The sequence below is a fragment of the Streptomyces sp. NBC_00425 genome (genome assembly GCF_036030735.1).
Classification (GTDB): domain Bacteria; phylum Actinomycetota; class Actinomycetes; order Streptomycetales; family Streptomycetaceae; genus Streptomyces.
The window spans coordinates 7,184,339-7,210,507 of record NZ_CP107928.1 but is presented as its reverse complement, the minus strand read 5'-3'; the positions used below and the strand labels follow the sequence as shown (position 1 = coordinate 7,210,507).

The following is a 26,169-nucleotide window of genomic DNA, read 5'->3' as shown; positions in this document are numbered from 1 at the left end:
CTGAGCTCTACCTCGGGCTGTCGTCCTCGCCGATGTGGTGGACTCGGACCAGGTTCGTGGAGCCCGAGACGCCGGGCGGGGAGCCGGCCGTGATCACGACGACGTCGCCCTTCTCGCAACGGCCGTACTGCAGCAGCAGCTCGTCGACCTGGTCGACCATCGCGTCCGTGGAGGCGACCGCCGGGCCGAGGAACGTCTCGACGCCCCAGGTCAGGCTCAGCTGGGAGCGGGTCGCCGGTTCCGGGGTGAAGGCGAGGACGGGGATCGGGGAGCGGTAGCGGGAGAGGCGGCGGACGGTGTCGCCGCTCTGGGTGAAGGCGACGAGGAACTTCGCGCCGAGGAAGTCGCCGATCTCGGCGGCGGCGCGGGCGACGGCTCCGCCCTGAGTGCGGGGTTTGTTGTTCTCGGTGAGGTCGGGCAGGCCTTTGGCGAGGAGGTCTTCTTCCGCGGCTGTGACGATCTTCGCCATGGTGCGGACGGTCTGGACGGCGTGTTTGCCGACGCTGGTCTCGCCGGAGAGCATGACGGCGTCGGTGCCGTCGAGGACGGCGTTGGCGACGTCGCTGGCCTCGGCGCGGGTGGGGCGGGAGTGCTCGATCATGGAGTCGAGCATCTGGGTGGCGACGATGACGGGTTTGGCGTTGCGCTTGGCGAGCTTGATGGCGCGTTTCTGGACGATGGGGACCTGTTCGAGCGGCATTTCGACGCCGAGGTCTCCGCGGGCGACCATGATGCCGTCGAAGGCGGCCACGATCTCGTCGATGTTCTCGACGGCCTGGGGCTTCTCCACCTTGGCGATGACGGGGAGTCGGCGGCCTTCCTCGTCCATGATGCGGTGGACGTCGAGGATGTCGCGGCCGCTGCGGACGAAGGAGAGGGCGATGACGTCGAAGCCGGTGCGCAGCGCCCAGCGCAGGTCTTCTTCGTCTTTTTTGGAGAGGGCGGGGACGGAGACGGCGATGCCGGGGAGGTTGAGGCCTTTGTGGTCGGAGATGACGCCGCCTTCGACGACGCGGGTGTGGACGCGGGGGCCGTCGACGTGGGTGACTTCGAGGGTGACTTTGCCGTCGTCGACGAGGATGCGTTCGCCGGGGGTGACGTCGTCGGCGAGGCCTGCGTGGGTGGTGCCGCAGCGGGTGCCGTCGCCTGCGATGCCTTCTTCGACGGTGATGGTGAAGGTGTCTTCGCGTTCGAGGAGTACGGGGCCTTCGGCGAAGTGGCCGAGGCGGATCTTCGGGCCTTGAAGGTCGGCGAGGGTGCCGACGCTGTGGCCGGTTTCGTCTGCGGCTTTGCGGACGTGGCGGTAGCGCTCCTCGTGTTCGGCGTGGGTGCCGTGGCTGAGGTTGAAGCGGGCGACGTCCATTCCGGCTTCTACGAGGGCTTTGAGCTGGTCGTAGGAGTCGGTTGCGGGGCCCAGGGTGCAGACGATTTTTGCTCGGCGCATGTTTCGAGCTTATGTCTTACCGGTGGGTAGCGAATTGGGGGCACGTGACTGCTCAACAACCTTTGGGTGAAGGGTTGTTGACAACTTCTAAAGTGTGCGGGGTGCCGCTCTTCTGAGCGACCGTGCCGATATCCACGGGATTCTTTCTCGGTACACGGATTCCCCGAACGGGTGAATTCAGGCTGTCGGCGGATTTACAGGGCCGGTGGATTCATGGTGAACCGTGCGGTGACCTCGGCGCGGACCTGGATGCGCTGGGGTTCGAGGTCGAGGGGTTCTGGGTCCTGGGGTTCGGCGTCCGCCGCGGCGCGGGAGAAGCGGACGGTGTGGCGGTCGAAGGCGGAACGGGGCCTGGGGCCGCCTGTCGCGGTGTCCGTGAGTTCGAGGAGGGCGGCGACGGTGGTGTCGAGTGCTTCGGCGTATTCCCTGGCGCGTTGGACGGCGTCGTGGACGGCGTGGCGGCGGGCGGTGCGGTGGGCCGGTGAGGTGGGGCGCAGGTCCCACCAAGGGCCGTCGACCCGGGTGAGTTCGAGGTCGGCGAGGCGGGTGGCGAGTTCGCCGAGGGCGGCGAAGTCGGTGAGTTCGGCGGTGAGGCGGACGGTGCCGCGGTAGGTGCGGACGCGTTCTCCTCGGCGGTGCGGTTCGAGTTCGGGGGTGAGGGTGAGTGCGCCGGTGGAGAGGTTCTCGACGGAGTCGCCGTAGGACTTGAGGAGGTCGAGGGCGGTGGTGTTGCGGCGGGTGAGGTCGGCGAGGGTGGTGCGGCGGTCGCGGCCGCGGGCGGTGAGGGTGACGGCGATGCGGGCGACTTCGGGGTCGACTTCGAGTTCGGCCTCGCCGCGGACTGTGAGGAGGGGGGTGTCGGGGGTGCCGTACGGGGGGTTCTGCGGGGAGGTCATACGTCCCACCTTGTCACTGGTTTCGGCGTTCGGGGGTGTGGGTCGACCCTTGCGGTCATCAGATCGCAACCTCCTGGACCTGTTGCCGTCGGCGGTGGCCGGGTCAGAATCTACGCGCGTCGTTGACCATCCCCCGAGGAGCACGAGACATGCCGTTGAACCGCCGGAAGTTCCTGAAGAAGTCCGCCGTGACCGGGGCGGGGGTGGCGATCGCGGGAGCTGTGGCGGCCCCGTCGGCGCAGGCCGCGGCGGCGAAGCTGCCGGGGAAGCCGGTCAAGCAGCCGAAGCGGTATGCGCTGACCGTGATGGGCACGACGGACCTGCACGGTCATGTGTTCAACTGGGACTACTTCAAGGACGCGGAGTACAAGGACGCGGCCGGCAACGCGCAGGGTCTGGCGCGGATCTCGACGCTGGTGAACCGGATCCGTGCGGAGAAGGGGCGCGAGAACACGCTGCTGCTGGACGCGGGTGACACGATCCAGGGCACTCCGCTGACGTACTACTACGCGAAGGTGGACCCGATCACCGCCAAGGGCGGTCCGGTGCATCCGATGGCGCAGGCGATGAACGCGATCGGGTACGACGCGGCGGCGCTGGGCAACCACGAGTTCAACTACGGCATCGAGACGCTGCGGAAGTTCGAGTCGCAGTTGCGGTTCCCGTTGCTGGGGGCGAACGCGGTGGACGCGAAGACGCTGCGGCCGGCGTTCCAGCCGTATGTGATCAAGACGTTCTGTGTGAAGGGCGCGCCGCCGGTGAAGGTGGCGGTGCTGGGCCTGACGAACCCGGGTATCGCGATCTGGGACAAGGCGTACGTGCAGGGGAAGCTGGCGTTCCCGGGTCTGGAGGAGCAGGCGGCGAAGTGGGTGCCGAAGCTGAAGTCGCTGGGTGCCGATGTGGTGATCGTGTCGGCGCACTCGGGTTCGTCGGGTACGTCGTCGTACGGTGACCAGCTGCCGTATGTGGAGAACTCGGCGGCGTTGGTGGCGCAGCAGGTGCCGGACATCGACGCGGTGTTGGTGGGGCATGCGCATGTGGAGATTCCGGAGCTGAAGGTCGTCAACGCGAAGTCGGGGAAGACGGTCGTGCTGTCGGAGCCGTTGGCGTATGCGGAGCGGCTGTCGGTGTTCGATGTGGAGCTGGTGTTCGAGAAGGGGCGGTGGTCGGTCGAGTCCGTGTCTTCGAAGGTGCTGAACTCCAACTCGGTCGCGGACGACCCGAAGATCACGAAGTTGTTGGGTGACGAGCACGCGAAGGTCGTCGCGTACGTCAACCAGGTGGTGGGTACGGCGACGGAGACGTTGACGACGGTGGAGGCGCGGTTCAAGGACGCGCCGATCATCGACCTGATCACGAAGGTGCAGGAGGACGTCGTCAAGGCGGCGTTGGCGGGGACGTCGTATGCGTCGCTGCCGGTGATCGCTCAGGCGTCGCCGTTCTCGCGGACGTCGGAGATCCCGGCGGGGAAGGTGACGATCCGGGATCTGTCGAGCCTGTACGTGTACGACAACACGCTGGTGGCGAAGTTGATGACGGGTGCTCAGGTGCGGGCGTACCTGGAGTACTCGGCGCAGTACTTCGTGCAGACGGCGGCGGGTGCGGTGGTCGACACGGAGAAGCTGACGAACGCGGCGGGGCGTCCGGACTACAACTACGACTATGTGTCGGGTCTGTCGTACGAGATCGACATCGCGCAGGCGGTGGGTTCGCGGATCAGGAATCTGACGTTCAACGGGGCGGCGTTGGACGATGCGCAGCAGTTCGTGCTGGCGGTGAACAACTATCGGGCCAATGGCGGTGGCGCGTTCCCGCATGTGGCGTCGGCGCAGGAGTTGTGGTCGGAGTCGACGGAGATCCGTACGCGGATCTCGGAGTGGGTGACGGCGAAGGGTGTGCTGGACCCGAAGGACTTCGCGTCGGTGGACTGGAAGCTGACGCGTGACGGTACGCCGGTGTTCTAGGGGTTTTTGAGGTCCCTGGTTCCCTGGGGCGGTGTGTCGTGCGGTGGCCTGGTGGGTCACCGTGTGCGCACCGCCCTTTTCGTGTCCTGGTGGTGTCTAGCGCCGGTCGACGAGGGGGGTGAGGGTGGGTGCCTGTCGGGCTGTGGGGACGCGGGGCTGGGGTTGGGGTTGTTCGAGTCCGAAGGTGGTGAAGGCGGTTCGGGTGGGCAGGGGGTAGGTCTCTTTTCCGGTGAGGGCGTTGAGGATGGTGGCGCTGCGCCAGGCGGCGAGTCCGAGGTCGGGGGTTCCTACGCCGTGGGTGTGGCGTTCGGCGTTCTGGACGTGGACGTTGCAGCCGGTGGCGGTGATGGAGGGGTCGAGGACGAGGCGGAAGTGTGCGTCGATGCGGGGGCGTTCGCTGTTGTCGCGACGGATGTAGGGGTCGAGGCCGGCGAGGATGCGGTCGGGGGTGCGTTCGCGGTGGCCGGTGGCGAGGACGACGGCGTCGGTGGTGAGGCGGCTGCGGGTGTTCTGCTGGGTGTGTTCGAGGTGGAGTTCGATCCGGGTGGTGGAGATGCGGCCGGCGGTGCGGACGGTCACGCCGGGGGTGAGGACGGCGTCGGGCCAGCCGCCGTGGAGGGTGCGGCGGTAGAGCTCGTCGTGGATGGCGGCGAGGGTGCCGGCGTCGATGCCTTTGTGGAGTTGCCATTGGCCGGTGAGCAGGCGGTCGCGGACGTTTTCGGGGAGGGCGTGGAAGTAGTGGGTGTAGTCGGGGGTGAAGTGTTCGAGGCCGAGTTTGGAGTACTCCATGGGGGCGAACGCTTCGGTGCGGCCGATCCAGTGGAGTCGTTCGTGGCCGGTGGGGCGGTTGCGGAGGAGGTCGAGGAAGACTTCGGCGCCGGACTGTCCTGATCCGACGACGGTGATGTGGCCGGCGGTGAGGAGAGTGTCGCGGTGGGCGAGGTAGTCGTCTGCGTGCAGGACGGGGACGCCGGGTGCGTCGACGAGGGGGCGCAGGGGGTCGGGGATGTGGGGTTCGGTGCCGATGCCGAGGACGACGTTGCGGGTGTAGGTGCGGCCGAGGGCTTCGGCTTCGCCGGCTGCGTCGAGTTGGGTGAAGTCGACTTCGAAGACGTCGCGTTCGGGGTTCCAGCGGACGGAGTCGACGTGGTGGCGGAAGCGGAGTCCGGGGAGTTGGTCGGCGACCCAGCGGCAGTAGGCGTCGTATTCGGCGCGCTGGATGTGGAAGCGCTCGGCGAAGTAGAAGGGGTAGAGGCGGTGGTGGGTTTTGAGGTAGTTGAGGAAGGTCCAGGGGCTGGTGGGGTCGGCGAGGGTGACGAGGTCGGCGAGGAAGGGGACCTGGATGCGGGCGCCGTCGATGAGGAGGCCGGGGTGCCAGTCGAAGCGGGGGCGTTGTTCGTAGAAGACGGCGTCGATTTCGGCGAGGGGGTGGGCGAGGGCGGCGAGGGCGAGGTTGCTGGGTCCGACGCCGATGCCGACGAGGTCGCGGGGGGTGTCGGCGTCGGGGTGCGGGGGCGTGTTCATGCGGGGGTGTTTCCTTCCACCAGTCGCAGGAGGGCGGTGAGGTCGGCGGGCCGGGTGTGGGGGTTGAGGAGGGTGGTCTTGAGCCAGAGCCGGCCGTCGAGGCGGGCCCGGCCGAGGACGGCGTGGCCTTGGGTGAGGAGGCGGCGGCGGATGTCGGCGACGGCGGTGTCGGTGGCGTGTGCGGGCCGGAAGAGGACGGTGCTGAGGGTGGGTGGGGCGTGGAGTTCGAGGCCGGGGTGGGCGGTGACGAGGTCGGCGAGGTGCCGGGCGTGGTCGCAGACCTGGTCGACGAGGGCGCCGAGGCCGCTGCGGCCGAGGGTTTTGAGGGTGACGGCGATCTTGAGGGCGTCGGGGCGGCGGGTGGTGCGCAGGGAGCGGCCGAGGAGGTCGGGGAGGCCGGCTTCGGTGTCGTCGTCGGCGTTGAGGTAGTCGGCGTGGTGGTGGAGGGCGGTGAGGTCGCGGGGGTCGCGGACGGCGAGGAGTCCGGCGGCGACGGGCTGCCAGCCGAGTTTGTGGAGGTCGAGGGTGACGGTGTGGGCGGCTTCGAGGCCGGTGAGGAGGGGTCGGCGCCGGTTGCTGAAGAGGAGGCCGCCTCCGTAGGCGGCGTCGATGTGGAGGCGGGCGCCGTGGGTGTGGCAGAGGGCCGCCAGGGCGGGGAGGGGGTCGATGAGTCCGGCGTCGGTGGTGCCTGCGGTGGCGGCGACGAGGAGGGGGCCGGGGCGGGTGGTGAGGGTGTGGTGGAGGGCGGCGGGGTCGAGGACGCCGGTGGGGGTGGGGAGGATGGCGGGTTCGGGGAGGCCGAGGAGCCAGGCGGCGCGGGGCAGGGAGTGGTGGGCGTTGGCGCCGCAGACGAGCCGGAGGGCGGGTCCGTGTGCTTCCCGGGCGAGGAGCAGGGCGAGGTGGTTGGCTTCGGTGCCGCCGGTGGTGACGAGGGCGTCGGCGGGGGCCGTGGCGGTGGCGGTGGACGGTGTGGGGGCGGTGCCCGGCTGCGTGGGGGTGGTGGGGGGTGTCCGGGTCGGGTGGCCGTAGATCTCCGCGGCGAGGGCGTGGGTGAGCAGGGTTTCCAGTTCCGAGGCGGCGGGGGCCTGGTCCCAGGAGTCGAGGGAGGGGTTGAGGGCGGAGGCGGCGAGGTCGGCGGCGGTGGCGACGGCGAGGGGTGGGCAGTGCAGATGGGCGGCGCACAGGGGGTGGGCGGGGTCGGCGGCGCCTTCGGCGAGGGCGCGGACGAGGGTGTGCAGGGCGTCGGGGTCGCCGTGTTCGGGCAGCGGGTCGCCGACGGCCTCGCGGACGTGTGCGGCCACCGTGCGCGGTCCGCCTGCGGGCAGCGGCCCGCCGCGGGAGCGGGCGCCGGCGTCGAGCGCGTCGAGGACGGTCGCCAGCAGGGGGCGCAGGGCGTCGGAGCCTTCGGGGCCTGAGGCGAGGGGCGGCATGCTCACGGGGGTTCCTCCGGGGCCGGGGGCGGATGCCCGCAGCGGGGAGGTCCAGCTTGTCGGCTGGGACGGCGACGCGTCCGGAAAGCCCGGGGACAGGAACCCGAAAGTGTGGTGGACGCCGTGCGGGATCATCCGGAGCCCGGTGCGGTGGCGGTGGGAGGTTCCCGCCGGTGCCGGGGGGAACCGTCGGCGGGGCCTGGGGCGCACGGTGGCCGGGGCGCTGCTGGCGCGGGCGGCGGGGCTCAGGCGCGTGACGAGGGCAGTGGCATCGGGTTGGGCGCCGGGGGAACGGTTTCGTCCGGCGGTCGGGCCGCGCGAAGGGGCGGTGCGCGGGCCGAGTTGTGGCTCGGCCGGGCCGTAGGGCCCCGCACGCCGGCCGGGGCGTGCGGGGCCGTCGCCGGGGGTGTCAGCCCTGGTGGGCTTCGCGTACTCGCAACGCGCGTGCCAGGTCGTCGAGTTGGTCGACGAGTTTGCGGCGCAGGGCCGGGATGGGGTGGGCGTCGGTGAGGCACTGTTCGCCCAGCCGCAGGGTGTCGGGGTCGACAGCGTGGCCGGGGAAGGCCCAGCGGCCGGCGGCGTCCGCGATGGCGGGGCCGCGGCGGGCGGCGACGGCGACGGCGTCCTGGTAGAAGCGTGGGACGTAGTCGGCGACGAGGTCGGCCTGTTCGGGCTGCCAGAAGCCCTGGGCGGTGGCGGTGAAGAGGTAGTTGGAGAGGTCGTCGTCCTCGAACATGGCGGCCCAGGCGGTGCGTTTGGCCTCGGCGTCGGGCAGGGCGGCCCGGCAGCGGGCGGCGCCTTCCCGGCCGGTGGCGGAGGGGTCGCGGTCGAGTTCGGCGGTGATGGCGGCGTCGTCGACGGCGCCGAGGACGGCGAGCCGGGCGAGGACGCGCCAGCGCAGGTCGGGGTCGAGTTCGGGGCCGCCGGGGACGGTGCCGTCGGCGAGCCAGGCGGCGATGGTCTCGGGGTGGGCGGCGACGGCGATGAAGTGGCGTACGGCGATGAGGCGCAGGCTGGGGTGGTCGCCGTCCTCGGTGCGGCGGATGAGGTCGCGGCAGAGCGCGGAGAGCGCGGCGAGGGCGGCGGGGCGCTGTTCGGGGGTGGCGTAGCGGTCGGCGGCCTGGCCGGAGGCGAAGGTGAGGACGCCCTGGACGAGGGCGAGGTCGGTCTCGTGCGGGAGGTGGGCGCGGGCGGTCTCGAGGTAGGCGGCGGGGGCGAGTTCACCGTCGCGGACGGCGTCGCGCAGGGCGTTCCAGACGACGGCCCGGGTGAGGGGGTCGGGCAGGCCGCTGAGGCGGGCGCGGACGGTGTCGAAGGATCCGGGGTCGAAGCGGACCTTGGCGTAGGTGAGGTCGCCGTCGTTGAGGAGGAGCAGGGCGGGGCGCTTGCCGAGGGGTTCGGGTGTGCTCTGCGGGATGTCGATCTCGAGGCGGCGGCGCAGGGTGAGGTGGCGGTTTTCGTCGGCGAGGTCGAGGTCGTAGAGGCCGACGCCGACGCGGTGGGGGCGGCTGCCGTGGTGGTCGACGGTGAGGGTGTGGTCGCCGTTGGAGCCGCTGAGGGTGGGGACGAGGGTGTCCACGCCGGTGGTGCGGAGCCAGGCGTCGGCCCAGGCGTGGACGTCGCGGTCGGTGTGGGCGGCGAGGGAGTCGATGAAGTCGGCGAGGGTGGCGTTGGCGAAGCGGTGTCGGGCGAAGTGGGTGTTGATGCCGGCGAGGAAGTTCTTCTCGCCGAGCCAGGTGACGAGCTGGCGCAGTGCGGAGGCGCCCTTGGCGTAGGAGATGCCGTCGAAGTTGAGAAGTGCGGAGGCGGTGTCGTCGACGTTCTCGGGGGCGACGGGGTGGGTGGAGGGGCGCTGGTCGGCGTCGTAGCCCCAGGGTTTGCGGACGACGCCGAACTCGGTCCAGGTGCCGTGGAAGCGGGTGGCTTCGGTGAGGGTCTGGTAGCCCATGTACTCGGCGAAGGACTCGTTGAGCCAGATGTCGTCCCACCACTGGAGGGTGACGAGGTCGCCGAACCACATGTGGGCCATCTCGTGGGCGATGACCATGGCGCGGGTCTGGCGTTCGGTGTCGGTGACGGCGGAGCGGTAGACGAACTCGTCGCGGAAGGTGACGAGGCCGGGGTTCTCCATGGCGCCGGCGTTGAACTCGGGGACGAACGCCTGGTCGTAGGAGTCGAAGGGGTAGGGCTCCTCGAACTTCTCGTGGTAGCGGTCGTAGCACGCGCGTGTGATGTCGAGGAGTTCGTCGGTGTCGGCGTCGAGGTAGGGGGCGAGGGAGCGGCGGCAGTGCAGGCCGAAGGGCAGTCCGCGGTGTTCGGTGCGCACGGAGTGCCAGGGGCCGGCGGCGACGGCGACGAGGTAGGTGGAGATCAGGGGGGTGGGTGCGGCCTGCCAGCGGCCGTCGCCGAGGTGTTCGGTGATGCCGTTGGCGAGGACGGTCCAGCCGTCGGGGGCCTGGACGGTGAGTTCGAAGACCGACTTGAGGTCGGGCTGGTCGAAGGCGGCGAAGACGCGCTGGACGTCTTCCATGAACAGCTGGGTGTAGAGGTAGGTCTCGCCGTCGGTGGGGTCGGTGAAGCGGTGCATGCCTTCGCCGGTGCGGGAGTAGCGCATGCTCGCGTGGACGCGCAGTTCGTGCTCGCCGGCGGTGAGGCCGGTCAGGGGGAGCCGGTTGTCGTCGAGCGTCTCGGGGTCGACGGGCTCGCCGTCGAGGGTGACGGAGTGCAGTGCGGCGGGCCTGATCTCGACGAAGGTGTCCTCGTGGGTGCGCGCGGCGAACCGGATGACGGTGCTGGACTCGAAGGTCTCGTCGCCGGTCGTCAGGTCGAGCTCGATGGTGTAGCGGAGGACGTCGAGGAGCTTGGCACGGTTCTGCGCTTCGTCGCGCGTCAGTACGGACATGCACGACATGCTGCCTGATGCCGCTGGCCGGGCACAGGGGCGGATCGGTACGCGCCCTATGTCCCTTCTCGCGCCGGAGCGCCGGTCCTGTGCCGATTCCGCTCCGGGCATGTGCCGGTCGCCTGCCGGGCATGTGCCCGGTCGCCTGCCGGTCGTGGCGCCGGTCGTGGTGCCCGCGGCCGCGGTCTCGGCCGCAGCGCTGCGGGGCGGTGTGGATCAGATCAGCTGTGCGGGGGTGCCGCGGCGTCCTCGGCGATCCGCTCATGGTGTCTGATCACTTCAGCGATGATGAAGTTGAGGAACTTCTCGGCGAAGGCGGGGTCGAGCTTGGCGTTCTCGGCGAGGGTGCGCAGCCGGGCGATCTGGCGGGCTTCGCGGGCCTGGTCGGCGGGCGGGAGCTGGTGGCGGGCCTTGAGATGGCCGACCTGCTGGGTGGCTTTGAAGCGTTCGGCGAGCATGTGCACGACGGCCGCGTCGATGTTGTCGATGCTGTCGCGCAACCGGGCGAGCTCCTCGCGGACGGCGGGGTCGACGTCGCCGGCGCCGGGCGCGCGGGTGTTGCTGGTGGTCATGGGCGATCACCCTAGGGCATGTCCGGACGGGCGTTGCGGGCTGCCCGTACAGTGGAATGGGGTCCTCGGCGTGTTGGGGGTGCGGCGTGGCGAACGGCGGTCCGGTCGAGCACGGTTACCCGCATCTGGAGACGGTGCGGGCGGCGGTGACGGCGTTGTACAGGCGGTTGTCGTACGACACGATCCACCAGTTCGCGACGAGTGTGGCGCCGGCCGACGTGGCGTTCTGCGACACCGATGATCTGCATCTGGGGGCGCAGCGGGTGGCCCGGGAGCTGGTGCGGCACTACCGGTTGCCGGACGCGCGGATGGTCGTGGCGTTCCGGGAGATGGAGCATGCGGCGCACATCGAGCTCGCGGCGGGGCCGGAGTACTTCGTCGAGCTGAACGACCGTTTCCGCACACATCGTCGGGACATCGGTGCGGCGCTGGCGCACGAGATCATGCACGTATACCTGCACCGGGTGGGGTTGTCGTTCGCGGGGACGCGGGACAACGAGATTCTGACGGACACGGCGACGACGTATCTGGGTGCGGGCTGGCTGCTGCTGGACGCCTACCGGGTGGACGGGGCGTCGTCGCAGAAGCTGGGGTATCTGACGCCGGAGGAGTTCGGGTACGTGCTGGCGAAGCGGTCGCTGGTGTTCGGCGAGGATCCGTCGGTGTGGTTCACGAGCGCGCAGGCGTACGAGGCGTACGGGCGGGGTCTGGAGCGGGCGCGGTTCGACGAGCGGCAGCCGCCGCTGACGGCGGCGGGCTGGGCGGGCCGGCGGCGTTATGCCCGTGACCGACGGCATGCGCAGGGCGTTCGGGCGGGTCCTGGGGATGCGGGCGCCCCGTATGCGTTCGTGCACGATCCGCAGGGGCCGTTGCGGGTGACGTTCGCCTGTCCTACCTGTCGTCAGCGGATTCGGGTTCCGGTCAGGGGGCGGGTCCGGGCCCGCTGCGGGTTGTGCAGGACCGTGCTGGAGTGCGACACGTGAGGTGGGTGCGGTGGCGGATCGACGCGGCCCCGTGCCGGTGGGCGGGTGTCACGCGCCGTAGGGGCGTCCGGGGGGTTCCGCGTCCGCGAGGAGCTTGCGTGCGGCCTCTCCCGCCTCGGCGGGGCTGCGGCGTCTTCCGGTGTCCGCGGTCGGGCCGGGCCGCCAGCCCTGCATGACGGTGATCCGGCCGCCCTCCGTCTCGAAGACGTGTCCGGTGACGCCTTCACTGGCGGTGGAGCCGAGCCAGACGACCAGCGGGGAGACGTTGGCGGGGGCCATGGCGTCGAAGCCGGTCTCGGGGGCGGCCATGGCGGCGGCGAAGGTGTGTTCCGTCATGCGGGTGCGGGCGGCGGGCGCGATCGCGTTGACCTGGACGCCGTAGCGGGCGAGTTCGGCGGCCGCGACGAGGGTGAGTCCGACGATGCCGGCTTTCGCGGCGCTGTAGTTGCCCTGCCCGACCGAGCCGAGCAGTCCCGCGCCGCTCGCGGTGTTGACGATGCGGGCGGCGGGTGTGCGGCCCGCCTTGGCCTCGGCGCGCCAGTGCGCGGCGGCGTGTTTGAGGGTGAGGAAGTGGCCCTTGAGGTGGACGCGCAGGACGGCGTCCCAGTCCTCCTCGTCGAGGTTGACGAGCATGCGGTCGCGCAGGAAGCCGGCGTTGTTGACGAGGGTGTCGAGCCGGCCGTACGTCTCCAGGGCGGTCGTCACGAGGGACGCGGCGCCCTCGGGGGTGGCGATGTCGCCGCCGTGGGCGAGGGCGGTGCCGCCGGCCGCGCGGATCTCGTCGGCGACCTGCCGGGCGGGGCTGTCGGGGCCGGGGGCGCCGTCGAGTCCGACGCCGAGGTCGTTGACGACGACCCGGGCGCCCTCGGCGGCGAAGGCGAGGGCGTGGGCGCGCCCCAGGCCGCGTCCGGCGCCGGTGACGACGACGACCCGTCCGTCGCAGATTCCGCTCATCGCGGTTCCCCTCTCACGTCTCTCATGTCTCTCACGTCTGTCATGCCGCCAGGTCGTTCAGGTCCGCTCAGGTCCGCTCAGGTCCGCTCGGGTCGTCTCGGGTCGTCTTGTCGGCGGTGGCGGCGTCGAGGAAGGCGGGCCGTTCGCCTCCGCCGTGCAGGAGCAGGCTGGCTCCGCTGATGTAGGCGGCCGCGTCGGAGGCGAGGAAGACGGCCGCGTCGCCGACGTCGTCGGGGAGGGCGAGGCGGCCGAGGGGGACGGTGCGGGCGACGGCCTCGACGCCGTCGTCGTCGCCGTAGTGGAGGTGGGTGCGCTCGGTGTGGACCATGCCGACGACCAGGGTGTTCACCCGGATCTCCGGCGCCCATTCGACGGCCATGGACCGTGCGAGGCTCTCCAGGCCTGCCTTGGCGGCGCCGTAGGCGGCGGTGCCGGGTGAGGGGCGGCCGCCGCTGACGCTGCCGATCATCACGATGGAGCCCCGCGCGCGCCTGAGGTGGTCGTGGGCGGCGAGGGACACCGTGAGCGGGGCGAGGAGGTTGAGCTCGATCACGCGGGCGTGGCGGTGCGCGTCGGCCGCGGCGAGCGGCCGGTACGGGGCGCCTCCCGCGTTGTTGACGAGGACGTCGAGCCGGGGCATCCCGGCGAAGAAGGTCCGTACGGAGTCGGCGTCCCGTACGTCCAGCGGCACGAACCGGGCTCCGTGCAGCGGGGTGTCGGGGGGCCGTCGGGCGCAGACGACGACCTCGGCGCCGGCGCGCGCGAGGGAGCGCGCGATCCCGGCGCCCACTCCCCGGGTGCCGCCGGTGACGACGGCGACCTTCCCGTCCAGCTTCATCGGCTGCTACCTTCCACCTAACAAACGTTTGGTGGAAAGGTAGCTGATGCTTCCATGGGTGTCTCCACCTCGTCCCCGGAAAAGGGGGCGGAAAAGGGAATCGCGCTCGTCACGGTCGACTTCCCGCCGGTGAACGCCCTGCCGGTGCACGGCTGGTTCGCCCTGGCCGACGCCGTGCGCGCGGCCGGCCGCGATCCGGGCACGCGGTGCGTGGTGCTGGCCGCCGAGGGGCGGGGCTTCAACGCGGGCGTCGACATCAAGGAGATCCAGGCGCAGGGGGCGGGCGCGCTGATCGGCGCCAACCGCGGCTGCTTCGAGGCGTTCGCGGCGGTGTACGAGTGCGAGGTCCCCGTCGTGGCGGCCGTCCAGGGGTTCTGTCTGGGAGGGGGCGTCGGCCTCGCGGGGAACGCGGACGTGATCGTGGCGAGCGAGGACGCCGTGTTCGGGCTGCCGGAGCTGGACCGGGGCGCGCTGGGCGCGGCCACCCATCTGGCCCGGCTCGTGCCCCAGCATCTGCTGCGCGCCCTCTACTACACCTCGCGCACGGTCACGGCGGCCGAACTGCAGGCGCACGGCTCGGTGTGGCGGGTGACGCCCCCCGGTGAACTGCGCGCGGCCGCGCTGGAGCTCGCCGGTGAGATCGCCGCGAAGGACGGCGAGCTGGTGCGCCTGGCCAAGGCCGCCATCAACGGCATCGATCCGGTCGACGTGCGCCGCAGTTACCGCTTCGAGCAGGGGTTCACGTACGAGGCGAGCGTCGGCGGCGTGGCGGACCGGGTCCGGGACGCCTTCGGCAGGGTCGCACGGGAGGAGAGCTCGGGTGAGTGACAAGACGATGAGCGCCGAGGAGGCCGTCTCCCGTCTGGAGAGCGGCATGACGCTCGGCATCGGCGGCTGGGGTTCGCGCCGTAAGCCGATGGCGCTGGTGCGGGCGCTGCTGCGGTCGGAGGTCACCGACCTCACCGTGGTCTCGTACGGCGGCCCCGACGTCGGCATGCTCGCGGCGGCCGGGCGGATCCGCAGGCTGGTCGCCGCGTTCGCCACGCTGGACTCGATCCCGCTGGAGCCGCACTACCGGGCGGCCCGCGAGAGCGGGGCGCTGGAGCTGACGGAGGTCGACGAGGCGATGTTCCTGTGGGGGCTGCGTGCGGCGGCGCACCGGTTGCCGTTCCTGCCCGTGCGGGCGGGCCTCGGCTCGGACGTGATGCGGGTCAACCCCGGCCTGCGCACGGTGACGTCGCCGTACGAGGACGGGGAGACGTTCGTGGCCATGCCCGCCCTGCGGCTGGACGCGGCGCTGGTGCACGTCAACCGGGCCGACCGGCTGGGCAACGGTCAGTACCTGGGGCCGGACCCGTACTTCGACGACCTGTTCTGCGAGGCGGCGGACGCGGCGTACGTCAGCTGCGAGCGCGTCGTCGACACGGCCGAGCTGACGAAGGAGGCGCCGCCGCAGTCGCTGCTGATCAAGCGGCACACGGTGACGGGGGTGGTGGAGGCTCCGAACGGGGCGCACTTCACGTCCTGCGCACCCGACTACGGCCGGGACGAGGCGTTCCAGAAGCGGTACGCGACGACGCCCTGGGCGCAGTTCGCCGCCCGCTACCTCGCCGGGGACGAACAGGCGTACCGGTCGGCGGTCGGGGAGGACTCGTGAGCCGGACCACGCGTGCCGAGTACTGCGTGATCGCCTGCGCCGAGGCCTGGCGGGGCGCGGGCGAGATCCTGGCGAGCCCCATGGGAGTGATCCCCTCGGCCGGCGCCCGGCTCGCCCGGCTCACCTTCTCGCCGGATCTCCTGCTGACCGACGGCGAGGCGCTGATCGTGCGTCCGGACGGCACGACGGAGGGCTGGCTGCCCTACCGGCAGCACCTGGAGCTGGTCACCGGCGGCCGGCGGCACGTGATGATGGGCGCGAGCCAGATCGACCGGTACGGGAACCAGAACATCTCCTGCGTCGGCGACTGGGCGAAGCCGGTGCGGCAGCTCCTCGGGGTGCGCGGCGCACCCGTCAACACCCTGAACAATCCGACGAGTTACTGGATCCCGAGGCACTCCCGGCGGGTCTTCGTCGCGAAGGTCGACATGGTGTGCGGTGTCGGGTACGACCGTGCGGCCGGCGCCCGGCACCACCGCATCCCGCGGGTCGTCTCCGACCTCGGCGTCTTCGACTTCGCCACGCCCGACCGGTCGATGCGGCTGGCCTCGCTGCATCCCGGGGTGAGCGTCGAGCAGGTCCGGGAGGCGACGGGGTTCGATCTGGCCGTCGCGGACGAGGTGCCGTACACCCGTGAGCCGACGGCGCAGGAGCTGCGGCTGATCCGTGAGGTGATCGACCCGGGCGGCGCCCGCGCCCGGGAGGTGCCGGCCTGATGGAGACGTCGTTCACCCGGCTGGTCGGGGTCCGTCACCCGATCGTGCAGACCGGCATGGGATGGGTGGCGGGTCCGCGGCTGGTGTCGGCCACGGCTCAGGCGGGGGCGCTCGGCGTCCTGGCCTCGGCGACGATGACCCTCGACCAGCTGCGGTCGGCGGTGCGGGAGGTGAGGTCGCGCACGGACGCGCCGTTCGGGGTCAACCTGCGGGCCGACGCGGCGGACGCCGGCGACCGGGTCCGGATCATCGTCGACGAGGGGGTGCGGGTCGCGTCGTTCGCGCTGGCCCCCTCCGCCGAGCTGATCGCCGGCCTCAAGGAGGCGGGTGTCGTCGTCATCCCGTCCATAGGGGCCCGCCGGCACGCCGAGAAGGTGGCGGCGTGGGGCGCGGACGCGGTGATCGTGCAGGGCGGTGAGGGCGGCGGCCACACCGGCGAGGTGGCGACGACGGTCCTGCTGCCGCAGGTGGTGGACGCGGTGGACGTCCCCGTCGTGGCGGCGGGCGGCTTCTTCGACGGGCGGGGGCTGGCGGCGGCGCTGGCGTACGGGGCGGCCGGCGTCGCGATGGGCACGCGGTTCCTGCTCACGTCGGACTCGCCGGTCCCGGAGGCGGTGAAGGCGCGGTATCTGGCGGCGACGGTACGGGACGTCACGGTCACCCGGGCGGTGGACGGCCTTCCGCACCGCATGCTGCGCACGCCGCTGGTCGACGGTCTGGAGGCCGCGGGCCGGGTCCGGGCGCTGCTGCGTGCGGCGCGTCACGCGGCCGGCTTCCGCAGGCTGTCGGGTCTCACCTGGCGGCAGATGGTCCGCGACGGCCTGGCGTTGCGGCACGGCAAGGACCTCGCCTGGAGTCAGGTGCTGCTGGCCGCGAACACGCCGATGCTGCTGAGGTCCGCGATGGTGGAGGGTCGCCCCGAGGCGGGTGTGATGGCCGCCGGGCAGGTCGCCGGGGTGATCGACGACCTGCCGTCGTGCGCGGAGCTGGTGGAACGGATCATGAAGGAGGCGCAGGACGTGCTGACCGCCCTGGACCGGCTCGCGAACCCCTGACGCCCTCGCCTCCTCGCCCGGCGCCCGGTCCGGCCCGCGCCTTCGCCGCCCGCCCGGACCGCCTTGCAGCCGTTGCGACCGGCCCTCCGCGCGGCTCCGACGGGGCCGGTGTCCCGTCAGAGCCGCTCGATGATCGTCACGTTGGCCTGGCCGCCGCCTTCGCACATCGTCTGCAGTCCGAACCGGCCGCCCGTGCGCTCCAGTTCGTGCAGCAGCGTGGTCATCAGCTTCGCGCCGGTCGCGCCGAGCGGATGGCCGAGGGCGATCGCGCCGCCGTTGACGTTGACCTTCTCCGGGTCCGCGCCGGTCTCCTTCAGCCAGGCCAGGACGACGGGCGCGAACGCCTCGTTGATCTCGACGAGGTCGAGGTCGTCGATCGTGAGGCCGGTCTTCTTCAGGGCGTGCGCGGTGGCCGGGATCGGGGCCGTCAGCATGCGGATGGGGTCCTCGCCGCGCACCGAGAGATGGTGGACGCGGGCCCGCGGCCGTAGCCCGTGCTCGCGGACGGCGTCCTCGGAGGCCAGCAGCAGCGCGGCCGCGCCGTCGGAGACCTGCGAGGAGCAGGCGGCGGTCACGGTGCCGCCGTCGATGACGGGCTTCAGCGCGGCCATCTTCTCCAGGGAGGTGTCCCGGCGCGGCCCCTCGTCGGTCGTCACGTCCCGGTGGGCGACGGTCTCGCGCGTGAAGCGGCCCTCGTCGATCGCGCGTACCGCCCGCAGGTGGGAGCGCAGGGCGAACTCCTCCTGGTCCTGCCGGCTGATGCCCCACTTGGCGGCGATCATCTCGGCGCCGGCGAACTGGTTGACGGGCCGGTCCCCGTACCGTGCCCGCCAGCCCTCGCTGCCGGCGAACGGGCCCTGGGTGAAGCCGAGCGGTTCGGCGGCCTGCCGGGTGGCGAAGGCGATCGGGATCTGCGACATGTTCTGCACACCGCCCGCGACGACCAGGTCCTGGGTGCCGGACAGCACGCCCTGGGCGGCGAAGTGCACGGCCTGCTGCGAGGAGCCGCACTGCCGGTCGACGGTCACGCCCGGCACCTCCTCGGGGAGCCCGGCGGCCAGCCAGCAGGTCCGCGCGATGTCCCCGGCCTGCGGTCCGACGGTGTCCAGACAGCCGAAGACGACGTCCTCGACGGCCGCCGGGTCCACGCCCGAACGGGCGACGAGCTCCTTCAGGACGTGCGCGCCGAGATCCGCCGGGTGCACGCCGGACAGACCTCCCCCCCGCCGCCCGACGGGCGTACGGACCGCTTCGACGATGTAGGCCTCGGCCATGGCAACTCCCTCATGCAAAGGGGCACGTCAGTGGACTATTCACGGACGGCGATGCCGTCCAGCACCATCGACAGGTACTGGCGGGCGATCTCCTCCGGGCTGTGCTGCCCGCCGGGCCGGTACCAGGACGCGGCGACCCACACCGTGTCGCGGACGAACCGGTAGGTGAGACGGACGTCGAGATCGGCCCGGAAGACCCGGGCCGCGACTCCGCGTTCCAGCGTGGAGAGCCACGCCGTCTCGAACCTGCGCTGTGAGTCGGCGAGGAACGCGAACCGTTCCTGCACCACGAGCTGCCTGCTCTCCTTCTGGTAGATCGCGACGGCGGCGCGGTGCCGGTCGATCTCCCGGAACGACTCGGTGACCAGCGCCTCGAGGGTCTCGCGGGGGCCCAGCGGGGCGGCGAGGACGGTGTCGTAGCCGTCCCACAGCTCGTCGAGGAAGCTGCGCAGGATCTCCTCGAGCATCGACTCCTTGGAGTCGAAGTGGTAGTAGAGGCTGCCCGCGAGCATGCCCGCGTGGTCCGCGATCTTGCGCACGGTGGTGGCGTTGTAGCCCTGCTCGGCGAAGACCTCGGCGGCGGTCTCGAGGAGTTCGCGGCGACGGGCGGGCGCGGCGGTCACCTGGGGCTTCTTCTTCGCAGGGGGCGTACGGGGCTTCGTAGGAGGCACGCGTCCATTGTCGTCCTAAGGATGCTGGCCGCTGACGGAGACCACTTCGCCGGTCATGTACGAGGAGTAGCCGGACGCCAGGAACACGATCACGTTGGCGACCTCCCAGGGCTCGGCGTACCGTCCGAAGGCCTCGCGTCCGGTGAGCTCCTCCAGTAGTTCGGCGGAGGTGACCTTCACCAGGTGCGGATGCATGGCGAGGCTGGGTGAGACGGCGTTGACCCGCACGCCGTAGGCGGCGGCCTCGATCGCCGCGCAGCGGGTCAGCGCCATCACGCCCGCTTTCGCGGCGGCGTAGTGCGCCTGTCCGGCCTGGGCGCGCCAACCGACGACGGAGGCGTTGTTGACGATGACGCCGCCGCCGGTGTCGCGCATCCGCCGCAGGGCGGCCCGGGTACAGCGGAAGGTGCCGTTCAGCGTGACGTCGAGGACGCGTGTCCACTGTTCGTCCGTCATGTCCGCGAGGTGCGCGGTGCCGCCGAGGCCGGCGTTGTTGACCACGACGTCCAACCTGCCGTGGGCGGTGACGGCGGCGTCGAACAGGGCCCGCACCTGGTCCTCGTCGGTGACGTCGCAGGGCAGGGCCGCCACCGACGCCGGCCCGAACTCCTCGGCCAGCGCGCTCTCGTGGGCCTTGAGCCGCCGGGTGTGGGCGTCGCTGATCAGCACGCGCGCCCCTTCCTCCAGGAAGCGCCGTGCGACGGCTCCGCCGATGCCGGCCCCGGCCGCGGCCGTGACGACGGCGGTGCGCCCCCTGAGCAGCCCGTGGCCGGGCACGTATGCCGGACTCTCGACGCCTGTCATGGAGCCACGCTAACCTACCAAACACTTGTTAGGGAAGAACGGTCCCGCGAAAGCACCCGTAGGAGAGCGCCCGTGGATCTCACGCACTCCCCCGCCGACGAGGCGTTCCGCGCCGAGGCCCGGGAATGGCTGCACGCGCATGTGCCGCCCGAGCCGCTGCCCTCGCTGGAGACCGCCGAGGGCTTCGCCGCGCACCGCGCGTGGGAGGCCGAACTGGCCTCGGGCGGCTGGTCGGTGGTGAACTGGCCGCGCCGGTACGGCGGACGGGAGTGCGGCCTCGTGCGCTGGCTGCTCTTCGAGGAGGAGTACTACGCGGCGGGCGCCCCGGGCCGGGTCGGCCAGAACGGCGTGAGCCTCCTCGCGCCGACCCTGTTCGAGCACGGCACCGAGGAGCAGCGCGCGCGGGTGCTGCCCGCGATGGCGCGCGGCGAGACCGTCTGGGCGCAGGCCTGGTCGGAGCCGGAGGCCGGTTCGGACCTGGCCTCGCTGCGCGCCCGCGCGGTGCGGGTCCCCGGCGGCTGGCGGCTCGGCGGCCAGAAGGCGTGGTCCTCGCGCGCGGCCTTCGCCGACCGCGCCTTCGGCCTCTTCCGCAGTGACCCCGGGGCCCCGAAACCCCACCAAGGGCTCACCTACGTCATGTTCGACCTGCGCGCGGAGGGCGTCACCGTCCGCCCGATCGGCCGTCTCGACGGGAAGCCGGCGTTCGCCGAGCTGTTCCTGGACGAGGTGTTCGTGCCGGACGAGGACGTGATCGGCGAGCCCGGCCAGGGCTGGCGGATCGCGATGGCGACGGCGGCCGACGAACGCGGGCTGACGCTGCGCTCCCCCGGCCGCTTCCTCGCAGCGGCCGAGCGGCTGCACGCGCTCTGGCGGGCGCAGGGCAGTCCGCAGGGCGCGCGGGCACAGGTCGCCGACGCGCTGATCGGCGCCCGCGCCTACCAGTTGGCCACTTACGCGACCGCCTCCCGGTTCCTCGGCGGCGAGCGCGTCGGAGCCGAGGCGAGTCTGAACAAGGTCTTCTGGTCCGAGTACGACATCGCCCTGCACGAGACGGCGCTCGACCTCCTCGGCGAGGAGGGCGAGTTCGCCGACGCGGAGTGGTCGCAGCGGTATGTCTTCGCGCTCGCCGGACCGATCTACGCGGGCACGAACGAGATCCAGCGCGACATCATCGCCGAGCACCTGCTCGGTCTGCCGAGGGGGCGCCGGTGACGGTCTCGCCGCACACCCCCGCACCGGCGGCGCCCGAGCCCGCGCCGCGCTTCCTCCTCGACGCCGAGCAGCGGGCCTTCGCCGGGTCGCTGGGCGCGATGCTGACCGCGGCCGGCGCACCCGCCGTGATCCGTGACTGGAGCCGCGGCGAGCGGGCGTCCGGGCGGGCGCTGTGGTCGCGGATCGCCGCGGCCGGGGTCTTCGCGCTGGCCGTCCCTGAGGCGTACGACGGGCTGGGGCCGCGACCGGTCGAACTGGCTGTCGCCTTCGTGGAGTTGGGGCGGTATGCGGTGCCCGGGCCGCTGGTGGAGACGGTGGCCGCGGCCGCGGCGCTCAGCGCACCGGGCCCGGCCGGGCGGTTCCTGCCGGGTCTGGCCTCGGGCGAGTCGATGGCGACGCTGGCACGGGAGGGCGGGTACGCCCTGGACGGCGACGCGGCGACGGCACGTCTCGTCCTGGCCGCGGACGGGCTGCGGCTCGCCCCGGGACACGGCCCGGTCCGCGCGTCCCTGGACCCGGCCCGCCGGCTCACCCGGCTGCTGCCGGGCGGTGAACTCCTCGACCCGGACCCGCCCGCGGGCCGCGCCCTGCTGTGGGCCCGTCTCGCCACCGCCGCGCAGGCGCTGGGCGTGGGCCTCGCCCTGCTGGACCGGACGGTGGGGTACGTGCGCCGGCGCGTCCAGTTCGGCGTGCCCATCGGGTCGTTCCAGACGGTCAAGCACCGGCTGGCGGACGCGAAGATCGCGCTGGAGTTCGCCCGCCCCCTGGTGCTGGGCGCGGCGGTGACGATGGCCCCGGCGGACGTGGCCGCCGCGAAGGTGAGCGCCTGCGAGGCGGCGTACGCGACCGCGCGCACCGCGCTCCAGCTGCACGGCGCGATCGGCTACACGGCGGAGTACGACCTGTCGCTGTGGCTGACCAAGGCCCGAGCGCTGCGTACGGCGTGGGGTGATCCGGACGCCTGCCGGGCGCAGGTGCTGCGCGACCGCGCCTGAGCCGCCGCCGCGGGATGGCGCACCCCCCGGCCGGCCCCGCGACGCGCGGGTGAGAGACCACGGACGCAGGACGGCAGACGACAGACAGCGGGCGGCGAAGGCAGACGGAATACGGCGGCCAGCGGACAGTGGACGGCGACGGCAGACGCCAGACGGCAGACGCCAGACGGCAGACGGCAGACGGCAGACGGCAGACGGCAGACGGCAGAGGGTCAGCCCGTCACCGTGGCGACGAACGCGGCGAGGTGGGCGACCGTCCGCTCGATCCTCTCCTCCAGCGTGATCGTCTCGTGCAGTCGCGCCCCGACGCCCGCGTCCCGCTTGCCCCGCACGTACAGCGAGCAGGCGAGGTCGCTGCAGATGTAGGCGCCCACCGAGTTGCCCTGCTGGCCGGCCCGGCCTGCCTTCGGCGCGACCATCAGCGAGACGCCGCCGGAGTGGGTGGTCAGACACAGCCTGCACATGCTGCGCCGGGACTGCCCGGGGGCGGCGGCGGAGGTGCGCAGGGCGAGGGCCTTCAGCCTGCCGTCGAGTTCCACGGCGAGGTAGGCGCGGTCGGGGGCCTGGGGGTCGCGCCAGCCCAGATAGTCCAGGTCGTCCCAGGGACGGTCGGTGAGGTCACGCGGCACGGACAGGCGCTTGGCCTCGCCCTTGGAACAGTTCACGAACGCGGCGCGGATCTCTGCTTCGGTCAGCGGCTTCATATAGGCGAGGCTAAATTGCCTAAATACTTTAGGCAAACGCATAATGGGTGAAGGCCATCGGTGAAGGCCCGGGGGTGCAGACCCGAGCGACGGGAAGGACGAACATGGGGCGGGTCGGACTGACCACGGAGCGTCTGGTGCGGGCGGGCGCGGAGCTCGCCGACGAGGCCGGCTTCGAGGAGGTGACCGTCTCGGCGCTGGCCCGGCGGTTCGACGTCAGGGTCGCGAGTCTGTACTCGCACGTGAAGAACTCGCAGGACCTCAGGACCCGGATCGCGCTGCTCGCCCTCGAGGAGCTCGCCGACCGGGCCGCCGACGCGCTGGCGGGCCGGTCCGGCAAGGACGCGCTGACCGCGCTGGCCGACGTCTACCGCGACTACGCGCACGAGCATCCCGGCCGCTACGCCGCCGCCCAGCTGCGGCTCGACCCCGAGACGGCGGCCGCGAGCGCCGGCGTCCGGCACGCGCAGATGACCCGGGCACTGCTGCGCGGCTACGACCTCGAGGAGCCGGACCGTACGCACGCGGTCCGGCTCCTCGGCAGCGTCTTCAACGGTTACGTCGCCCTGGAGCTGGGCGGGAGCTTCAGCCACAGCGCGCCGGACACGGACGAGACCTGGGCCCGCGTCCTGGACGCCCTCGACGCCCTGCTGCGCAACTGGCCCGCCGCATGAGCCGCGCGCCGGGCCCGGGCTGGGTCACGACGCCGGTCACCGCCGATCTGCTGCGCGGAGCACTCGACCTGGAGCGCACCGAGCACGGCGTGCTGCCGCACCGGCTGCCCGCACGCGCGCGTGCCCAGTGCGCCGACCCGCAGCTCGCCATGGCCGAGTCCCAGCCGTCGGGCGTACGGCTCGCGTTCCGCAGCGAGGCCACCGCCGTCGAGCTGGACGTCCTGCCCACCAAGCGGGTCTACGTCGGCGGTCCGCCCCGCCCGGACGGCGTGTACGAACTGCTCGTCGACGGCCGTCCGGTCAGGACGGCCAGTGTGACGGAGGGCGGCCGCGTCCAGACCGTCGACCTGGTGGCCGAGACCAGCGACACCCGGTCCGGTCCGGTCGCCACCCTGCGGTTCACGGACCTGCCGGCCGGGGTCAAGGACCTGGAGATCTGGCTCCCGCACGACGAGACCACCGAACTGGTCGCCCTGCGCACCGACGCCCCGCTGACCGCCGCCCCGGCGCACGGCCGGCCGGTCTGGCTGCACCACGGCAGTTCGATCAGCCACGGCTCGGACGCGGTGCGCCCCACCGCGATCTGGCCCGCCCTCGCCGCCTCGCTGGCCCGGGTGGAGCTGATCAACCTGGGCCTGGGCGGCAGCGCCCTGCTGGACCCGTTCACCGCCCGCGCGCTGCGGGACACCCCGGCCGACCTGATCAGCGTCAAGGTCGGCATCAACGTGGTGAACCTGGACCTGATGCGGCTGCGCGCCTTCACCCCGGCCGTGCACGGCTTCCTCGACACGATCCGCGAGGGCCGTCCGGACACGCCCCTGGTGGTCGTCTCACCGATCCTGTGCCCGATGCACGAGGACACGCCGGGCCCCACCTCGCTCGACTTCGCCTCCGCCGCCGCGGGCAGGGCGCTGTTCCAGCCGATGGGCGATCCGGCCGAGGTGGCGTACGGAAAGCTGACCCTGCGGGTGATCCGCGCCGAACTGGCCCGGATCGTGGCCGAGCGCGCCGCCGACGACCCACACCTGCATTACGTCGACGGCCTCGACCTGTACGGCGAGGCCGACGCCGTCGGGACACCGCTGCCCGACGGCCTCCACCCGGACGCGGCCGGTCACCGCCTGATCGGCGAACGCTTCGCGCGGGTCCTCACGTCCCGTCTCCCCCATGTCCCCCATGACCCCCGTGGCCTCCGGTGAGTTCGCGGTACTCCCCGGGCGTCGGCTTGGGGATGTGGCCGTCCGCGCCGAACATCGCCCGGGCCAGCCGCGCCCGCACCCGCTGGGAGACGGTGACCGGCCGCCGCACCCCGTTGTGGTCGACGAGCGGCCCGATCTCGTACGGCGGGTGCTGCTCGTGCTGGGTGAGGGTGAACAGCCGGTCCCGGCCGAGGGGTTCGTGGACCTCGACGTACTCGCCGTGCGGCAGGCGTCTGATGGTGCCCGTCTCCCGGCCGTGCAGCACCATGTCGCGGTCGCGGCGCTGCAGTCCGAGACAGATCCGCTTGGTGACCACGAAGGCGACGACGGGGGCGACGAACACGGCGACCCGCACGAACCAGGTGATCGCGTTGATGGACAGATGCAGATGGGTGGCGACGATGTCGTTGCCGCCGCCGAGCAGCAGCACCGCGTACAGGGTCAGCCAGGCCACGCCGAGGCCGGTGCGCACGGGGGCGTTGCGCGGCCGGTCGAGGATGTGGTGCTCGCGCCTGTCGCCGGTTATCCACGCCTCGACGAAGGGATAGACCCCGAGGGCGAGCAGGATCAGCGGGAAGAGCGAGAACGGGATGAGGACGCCCGGCTCCAGGGTGTGGCCCCAGGCGTTGATCTCCCATCCCGGCATCACCCGGATCAGCCCCTCGGAGAAGCCGAGGTACCAGTCCGGCTGGGCGCCCGTCGTCACCTGGTCCGGCCGGTACGGCCCGAACGCCCACACCGGGTTGACGCTCGCGATCCCGCCCATCACCGCGAGCACGCCGAAGACCAGGAAGAAGAACCCGCCGGCCTTCGCCATGTAGACCGGCATGAACGGCATGCCGACGACGCTCTTCTGGTCGCGTCCGGGTCCCGGATACTGCGTGTGCTTGTGGAAGAACACCAGGACGAGGTGGGCGACGACCAGCCCCAGCATGATGCCGGGCAGCAGCAGGACGTGGATCGGGTAGAACCGGGAGATGATGTCGTGCCCCGGGAACTCGCCCCCGAAGAGGAAGAACGACAGGTACGTCCCGACGATCGGGACGGACAGGATCGCGCCGTCGGCGAACCGCACGCCGGTGCCGGAGAGCAGGTCGTCGGGGAGCGAGTAGCCGGTCAGACCGGTGAGGATGCCGAGGAACAACAGCAGCCAGCCGAACACCCAGTTGACCTCGCGCGGCTTGCGGAACGCGCCGGTGAAGAACACCCGCATCATGTGCACGAGCATGCCGGTGACGAAGACCAGCGCCGACCAGTGGTGGATCTGCCGGATCAGCAGGCCGCCGCGGACGTCGAAGCTGATGTCGAGCGTCGACTCGTACGCCCGCGTCATCGTGATGCCGTTGAGGGGCGCGTAGGAGCCGTGGTAGACGACCTCGGCGCTGCTCGGCTCGAAGAACAGGGTGAGGTAGACGCCGGTGAGGATGAGGATCAGGAAGCTGTAGAGGCAGATCTCGCCCAGCATGAAGGACCAGTGGTCCGGGAACACCTTGCGCAGGTTGGCCTTCGCCAGCGTGTACAGCCCGAGCCGTCCGTCCGCCCAGTCCGCGACCCGCTCGCCCTTGCCCGGCTCCCCCCTCGGCCGTGAACTCCCCTCCTGCGCCGCCTCGTTCACCGATCCCACGTACTCGCCCATACGTCGCCGCCTCCCCGTCGGACCTTCCTCAGGGTGGCACGGACGACCCGCTGAGCCAACGGTGC

23 protein-coding genes are annotated in these 26,169 nt (G+C 71.9%); 10 read left to right on the top strand and 13 right to left on the bottom strand.

The genetic code is table 11. The features are described from left to right. Positions 1-7 precede the first annotated feature (7 nt). Both pyk and OHS82_RS31625 read right to left on the bottom strand, forming a co-directional pair. Entirely contained in the window at positions 8-1,444 is a 1,437-nt protein-coding gene (gene pyk / locus OHS82_RS31630) for a pyruvate kinase (RefSeq protein ID WP_057580217.1), read from the bottom strand. 194 nt (positions 1,445-1,638) lie between these two features. Next, the gene (locus tag OHS82_RS31625; RefSeq protein ID WP_057580215.1) at positions 1,639-2,340 is read right to left on the bottom strand and encodes an SIMPL domain-containing protein; all 702 of its coding nucleotides are present in this window, start codon (positions 2,338-2,340) and stop codon (positions 1,639-1,641) included. Between the two features lie 149 nt (positions 2,341-2,489). On the opposite strand from OHS82_RS31625, the gene OHS82_RS31620 reads away from it, so the two are divergent. Beyond that, on the top strand, positions 2,490-4,304 hold the full coding sequence (locus OHS82_RS31620) for a bifunctional metallophosphatase/5'-nucleotidase (RefSeq protein WP_057580213.1): 1,815 nt from the start codon (positions 2,490-2,492) through the stop codon (positions 4,302-4,304). 96 nt (positions 4,305-4,400) lie between these two features. Here OHS82_RS31620 and OHS82_RS31615 read toward each other — a convergent pair whose 3' ends face one another. The 4 genes from OHS82_RS31615 to OHS82_RS31600 form a co-directional block, all read right to left on the bottom strand. Continuing rightward, positions 4,401-5,828 carry a lysine N(6)-hydroxylase/L-ornithine N(5)-oxygenase family protein gene (locus OHS82_RS31615; protein ID WP_057580211.1) on the bottom strand — a complete coding sequence of 476 codons (1,428 nt, stop codon included), beginning with the start codon at positions 5,826-5,828 and terminating at the stop codon, positions 4,401-4,403. Beyond that, a complete protein-coding gene (locus OHS82_RS31610) occupies positions 5,825-7,258 on the bottom strand; it encodes a pyridoxal phosphate-dependent decarboxylase family protein (RefSeq protein ID WP_328436132.1) in 1,434 nt (477 codons plus the stop codon). Before OHS82_RS31610 ends, OHS82_RS31615 begins: the two co-directional genes overlap by 4 nt. A gap of 409 nt (positions 7,259-7,667) precedes the next feature. Beyond that, a complete protein-coding gene (pepN, locus tag OHS82_RS31605; RefSeq protein WP_057580209.1) occupies positions 7,668-10,160 on the bottom strand; it encodes an aminopeptidase N in 2,493 nt (830 codons plus the stop codon). Positions 10,161-10,381: 221 nt separating this feature from the next. Further along, complete coding sequence (locus OHS82_RS31600; RefSeq protein WP_057580207.1) at positions 10,382-10,732, bottom strand: chorismate mutase; 351 nt, start codon at positions 10,730-10,732, stop codon at positions 10,382-10,384. An 86-nt stretch (positions 10,733-10,818) separates the two neighbouring features. Here OHS82_RS31600 and OHS82_RS31595 point away from each other — a divergent pair, with 86 nt between their 5' ends. After that, on the top strand, positions 10,819-11,715 hold the full coding sequence (locus OHS82_RS31595) for a hypothetical protein (protein ID WP_057580205.1): 897 nt from the start codon (positions 10,819-10,821) through the stop codon (positions 11,713-11,715). A gap of 48 nt (positions 11,716-11,763) precedes the next feature. Here OHS82_RS31595 and OHS82_RS31590 read toward each other — a convergent pair whose 3' ends face one another. Further along, positions 11,764-12,669 (bottom strand): SDR family oxidoreductase, encoded by a 906-nt coding sequence (locus OHS82_RS31590; RefSeq protein WP_057580202.1) that lies wholly within the window; start codon positions 12,667-12,669, stop codon positions 11,764-11,766. A 67-nt stretch (positions 12,670-12,736) separates the two neighbouring features. Further along, complete coding sequence (locus tag OHS82_RS31585) at positions 12,737-13,507, bottom strand: SDR family oxidoreductase (RefSeq protein ID WP_057580200.1); 771 nt, start codon at positions 13,505-13,507, stop codon at positions 12,737-12,739. A 54-nt stretch (positions 13,508-13,561) separates the two neighbouring features. Between OHS82_RS31585 and OHS82_RS31580 the strand changes: the two genes are divergently transcribed. From OHS82_RS31580 to OHS82_RS31565, 4 genes are read left to right on the top strand one after another with little or no spacing between them, the layout of a single operon-like run. Next, positions 13,562-14,335: an enoyl-CoA hydratase family protein gene (locus tag OHS82_RS31580; protein WP_057580198.1), complete on the top strand. Its 774-nt coding sequence runs from the start codon at positions 13,562-13,564 to the stop codon at positions 14,333-14,335. Next, positions 14,328-15,164, top strand: a complete 837-nt coding sequence (locus OHS82_RS31575) for a CoA transferase subunit A (protein WP_057580196.1) — start codon at positions 14,328-14,330, stop codon at positions 15,162-15,164. Before OHS82_RS31580 ends, OHS82_RS31575 begins: the two co-directional genes overlap by 8 nt. Next, positions 15,161-15,880 carry a CoA-transferase subunit beta gene (locus OHS82_RS31570; RefSeq protein ID WP_057580194.1) on the top strand — a complete coding sequence of 240 codons (720 nt, stop codon included), beginning with the start codon at positions 15,161-15,163 and terminating at the stop codon, positions 15,878-15,880. Before OHS82_RS31575 ends, OHS82_RS31570 begins: the two co-directional genes overlap by 4 nt. After that, the gene (locus OHS82_RS31565) at positions 15,880-16,935 is read left to right on the top strand and encodes an NAD(P)H-dependent flavin oxidoreductase (protein ID WP_057580192.1); all 1,056 of its coding nucleotides are present in this window, start codon (positions 15,880-15,882) and stop codon (positions 16,933-16,935) included. Before OHS82_RS31570 ends, OHS82_RS31565 begins: the two co-directional genes overlap by 1 nt. A 116-nt stretch (positions 16,936-17,051) precedes the next feature. On the opposite strand, the gene OHS82_RS31560 is transcribed toward OHS82_RS31565, so the two are convergent. Genes OHS82_RS31560 through OHS82_RS31550 form a run of 3 tightly spaced genes read right to left on the bottom strand, consistent with a single transcriptional unit; the run spans position 17,052 to position 19,684 of the window. After that, on the bottom strand, positions 17,052-18,209 hold the full coding sequence (locus OHS82_RS31560; protein WP_057580190.1) for an acetyl-CoA C-acetyltransferase: 1,158 nt from the start codon (positions 18,207-18,209) through the stop codon (positions 17,052-17,054). 35 nt (positions 18,210-18,244) lie between these two features. Beyond that, a complete protein-coding gene (locus OHS82_RS31555) occupies positions 18,245-18,880 on the bottom strand; it encodes a TetR/AcrR family transcriptional regulator (RefSeq protein ID WP_370444149.1) in 636 nt (211 codons plus the stop codon). A 15-nt stretch (positions 18,881-18,895) separates the two neighbouring features. Beyond that, positions 18,896-19,684 (bottom strand): SDR family oxidoreductase, encoded by a 789-nt coding sequence (locus OHS82_RS31550; protein ID WP_057580186.1) that lies wholly within the window; start codon positions 19,682-19,684, stop codon positions 18,896-18,898. Positions 19,685-19,756: 72 nt separating this feature from the next. Here OHS82_RS31550 and OHS82_RS31545 point away from each other — a divergent pair, with 72 nt between their 5' ends. Beyond that, on the top strand, positions 19,757-20,896 hold the full coding sequence (locus tag OHS82_RS31545) for an acyl-CoA dehydrogenase family protein (RefSeq protein ID WP_057580184.1): 1,140 nt from the start codon (positions 19,757-19,759) through the stop codon (positions 20,894-20,896). Further along, positions 20,893-21,891 (top strand): acyl-CoA dehydrogenase family protein, encoded by a 999-nt coding sequence (locus OHS82_RS31540; protein ID WP_277922398.1) that lies wholly within the window; start codon positions 20,893-20,895, stop codon positions 21,889-21,891. Before OHS82_RS31545 ends, OHS82_RS31540 begins: the two co-directional genes overlap by 4 nt. Before the next feature lie 212 nt (positions 21,892-22,103). On the opposite strand, the gene OHS82_RS31535 is transcribed toward OHS82_RS31540, so the two are convergent. After that, positions 22,104-22,595: an FBP domain-containing protein gene (locus OHS82_RS31535; protein WP_057580182.1), complete on the bottom strand. Its 492-nt coding sequence runs from the start codon at positions 22,593-22,595 to the stop codon at positions 22,104-22,106. Positions 22,596-22,699: 104 nt separating this feature from the next. Here OHS82_RS31535 and OHS82_RS31530 point away from each other — a divergent pair, with 104 nt between their 5' ends. Both OHS82_RS31530 and OHS82_RS31525 read left to right on the top strand, forming a co-directional pair. After that, entirely contained in the window at positions 22,700-23,269 is a 570-nt protein-coding gene (locus tag OHS82_RS31530; protein ID WP_057580180.1) for a TetR/AcrR family transcriptional regulator, read from the top strand. After that, positions 23,266-24,468: a GDSL-type esterase/lipase family protein gene (locus tag OHS82_RS31525; RefSeq protein WP_057580178.1), complete on the top strand. Its 1,203-nt coding sequence runs from the start codon at positions 23,266-23,268 to the stop codon at positions 24,466-24,468. Before OHS82_RS31530 ends, OHS82_RS31525 begins: the two co-directional genes overlap by 4 nt. On the opposite strand, the gene qcrB is transcribed toward OHS82_RS31525, so the two are convergent. Next, complete coding sequence (gene qcrB, locus OHS82_RS31520; protein ID WP_057580314.1) at positions 24,419-26,083, bottom strand: cytochrome bc1 complex cytochrome b subunit; 1,665 nt, start codon at positions 26,081-26,083, stop codon at positions 24,419-24,421. The genes OHS82_RS31525 and qcrB overlap by 50 nt on opposite strands. Positions 26,084-26,169: the final 86 nt, after the last annotated feature.

Excerpts from the sequence above, each read along its gene's own strand:
- OHS82_RS31590 (WP_057580202.1), bottom strand. The coding sequence starts at position 12,669 with ATGAGCGGAATCTGCGACGGACGGGTCGTCGTCGTCACCGGCGCCGGA.
- OHS82_RS31565 (WP_057580192.1), top strand. The coding sequence starts at position 15,880 with ATGGAGACGTCGTTCACCCGGCTGGTCGGGGTCCGTCACCCGATCGTG.
- OHS82_RS31560 (WP_057580190.1), bottom strand. The coding sequence starts at position 18,209 with ATGGCCGAGGCCTACATCGTCGAAGCGGTCCGTACGCCCGTCGGGCGG.
- OHS82_RS31580 (WP_057580198.1), top strand. The coding sequence starts at position 13,562 with ATGGGTGTCTCCACCTCGTCCCCGGAAAAGGGGGCGGAAAAGGGAATC.
- OHS82_RS31620 (WP_057580213.1), top strand. The coding sequence starts at position 2,490 with ATGCCGTTGAACCGCCGGAAGTTCCTGAAGAAGTCCGCCGTGACCGGG.
- OHS82_RS31585 (WP_057580200.1), bottom strand. The coding sequence starts at position 13,507 with ATGAAGCTGGACGGGAAGGTCGCCGTCGTCACCGGCGGCACCCGGGGA.
- pepN (WP_057580209.1), bottom strand. The coding sequence starts at position 10,160 with ATGTCCGTACTGACGCGCGACGAAGCGCAGAACCGTGCCAAGCTCCTC.
- OHS82_RS31600 (WP_057580207.1), bottom strand. The coding sequence starts at position 10,732 with ATGACCACCAGCAACACCCGCGCGCCCGGCGCCGGCGACGTCGACCCC.
- OHS82_RS31525 (WP_057580178.1), top strand. The coding sequence starts at position 23,266 with ATGAGCCGCGCGCCGGGCCCGGGCTGGGTCACGACGCCGGTCACCGCC.
- OHS82_RS31615 (WP_057580211.1), bottom strand. The coding sequence starts at position 5,828 with ATGAACACGCCCCCGCACCCCGACGCCGACACCCCCCGCGACCTCGTC.
- OHS82_RS31535 (WP_057580182.1), bottom strand. The coding sequence starts at position 22,595 with ATGAAGCCGCTGACCGAAGCAGAGATCCGCGCCGCGTTCGTGAACTGT.
- pyk (WP_057580217.1), bottom strand. The coding sequence starts at position 1,444 with ATGCGCCGAGCAAAAATCGTCTGCACCCTGGGCCCCGCAACCGACTCC.
- OHS82_RS31610 (WP_328436132.1), bottom strand. The coding sequence starts at position 7,258 with ATGCCGCCCCTCGCCTCAGGCCCCGAAGGCTCCGACGCCCTGCGCCCC.
- OHS82_RS31530 (WP_057580180.1), top strand. The coding sequence starts at position 22,700 with ATGGGGCGGGTCGGACTGACCACGGAGCGTCTGGTGCGGGCGGGCGCG.
- OHS82_RS31625 (WP_057580215.1), bottom strand. The coding sequence starts at position 2,340 with ATGACCTCCCCGCAGAACCCCCCGTACGGCACCCCCGACACCCCCCTC.
- OHS82_RS31550 (WP_057580186.1), bottom strand. The coding sequence starts at position 19,684 with ATGACAGGCGTCGAGAGTCCGGCATACGTGCCCGGCCACGGGCTGCTC.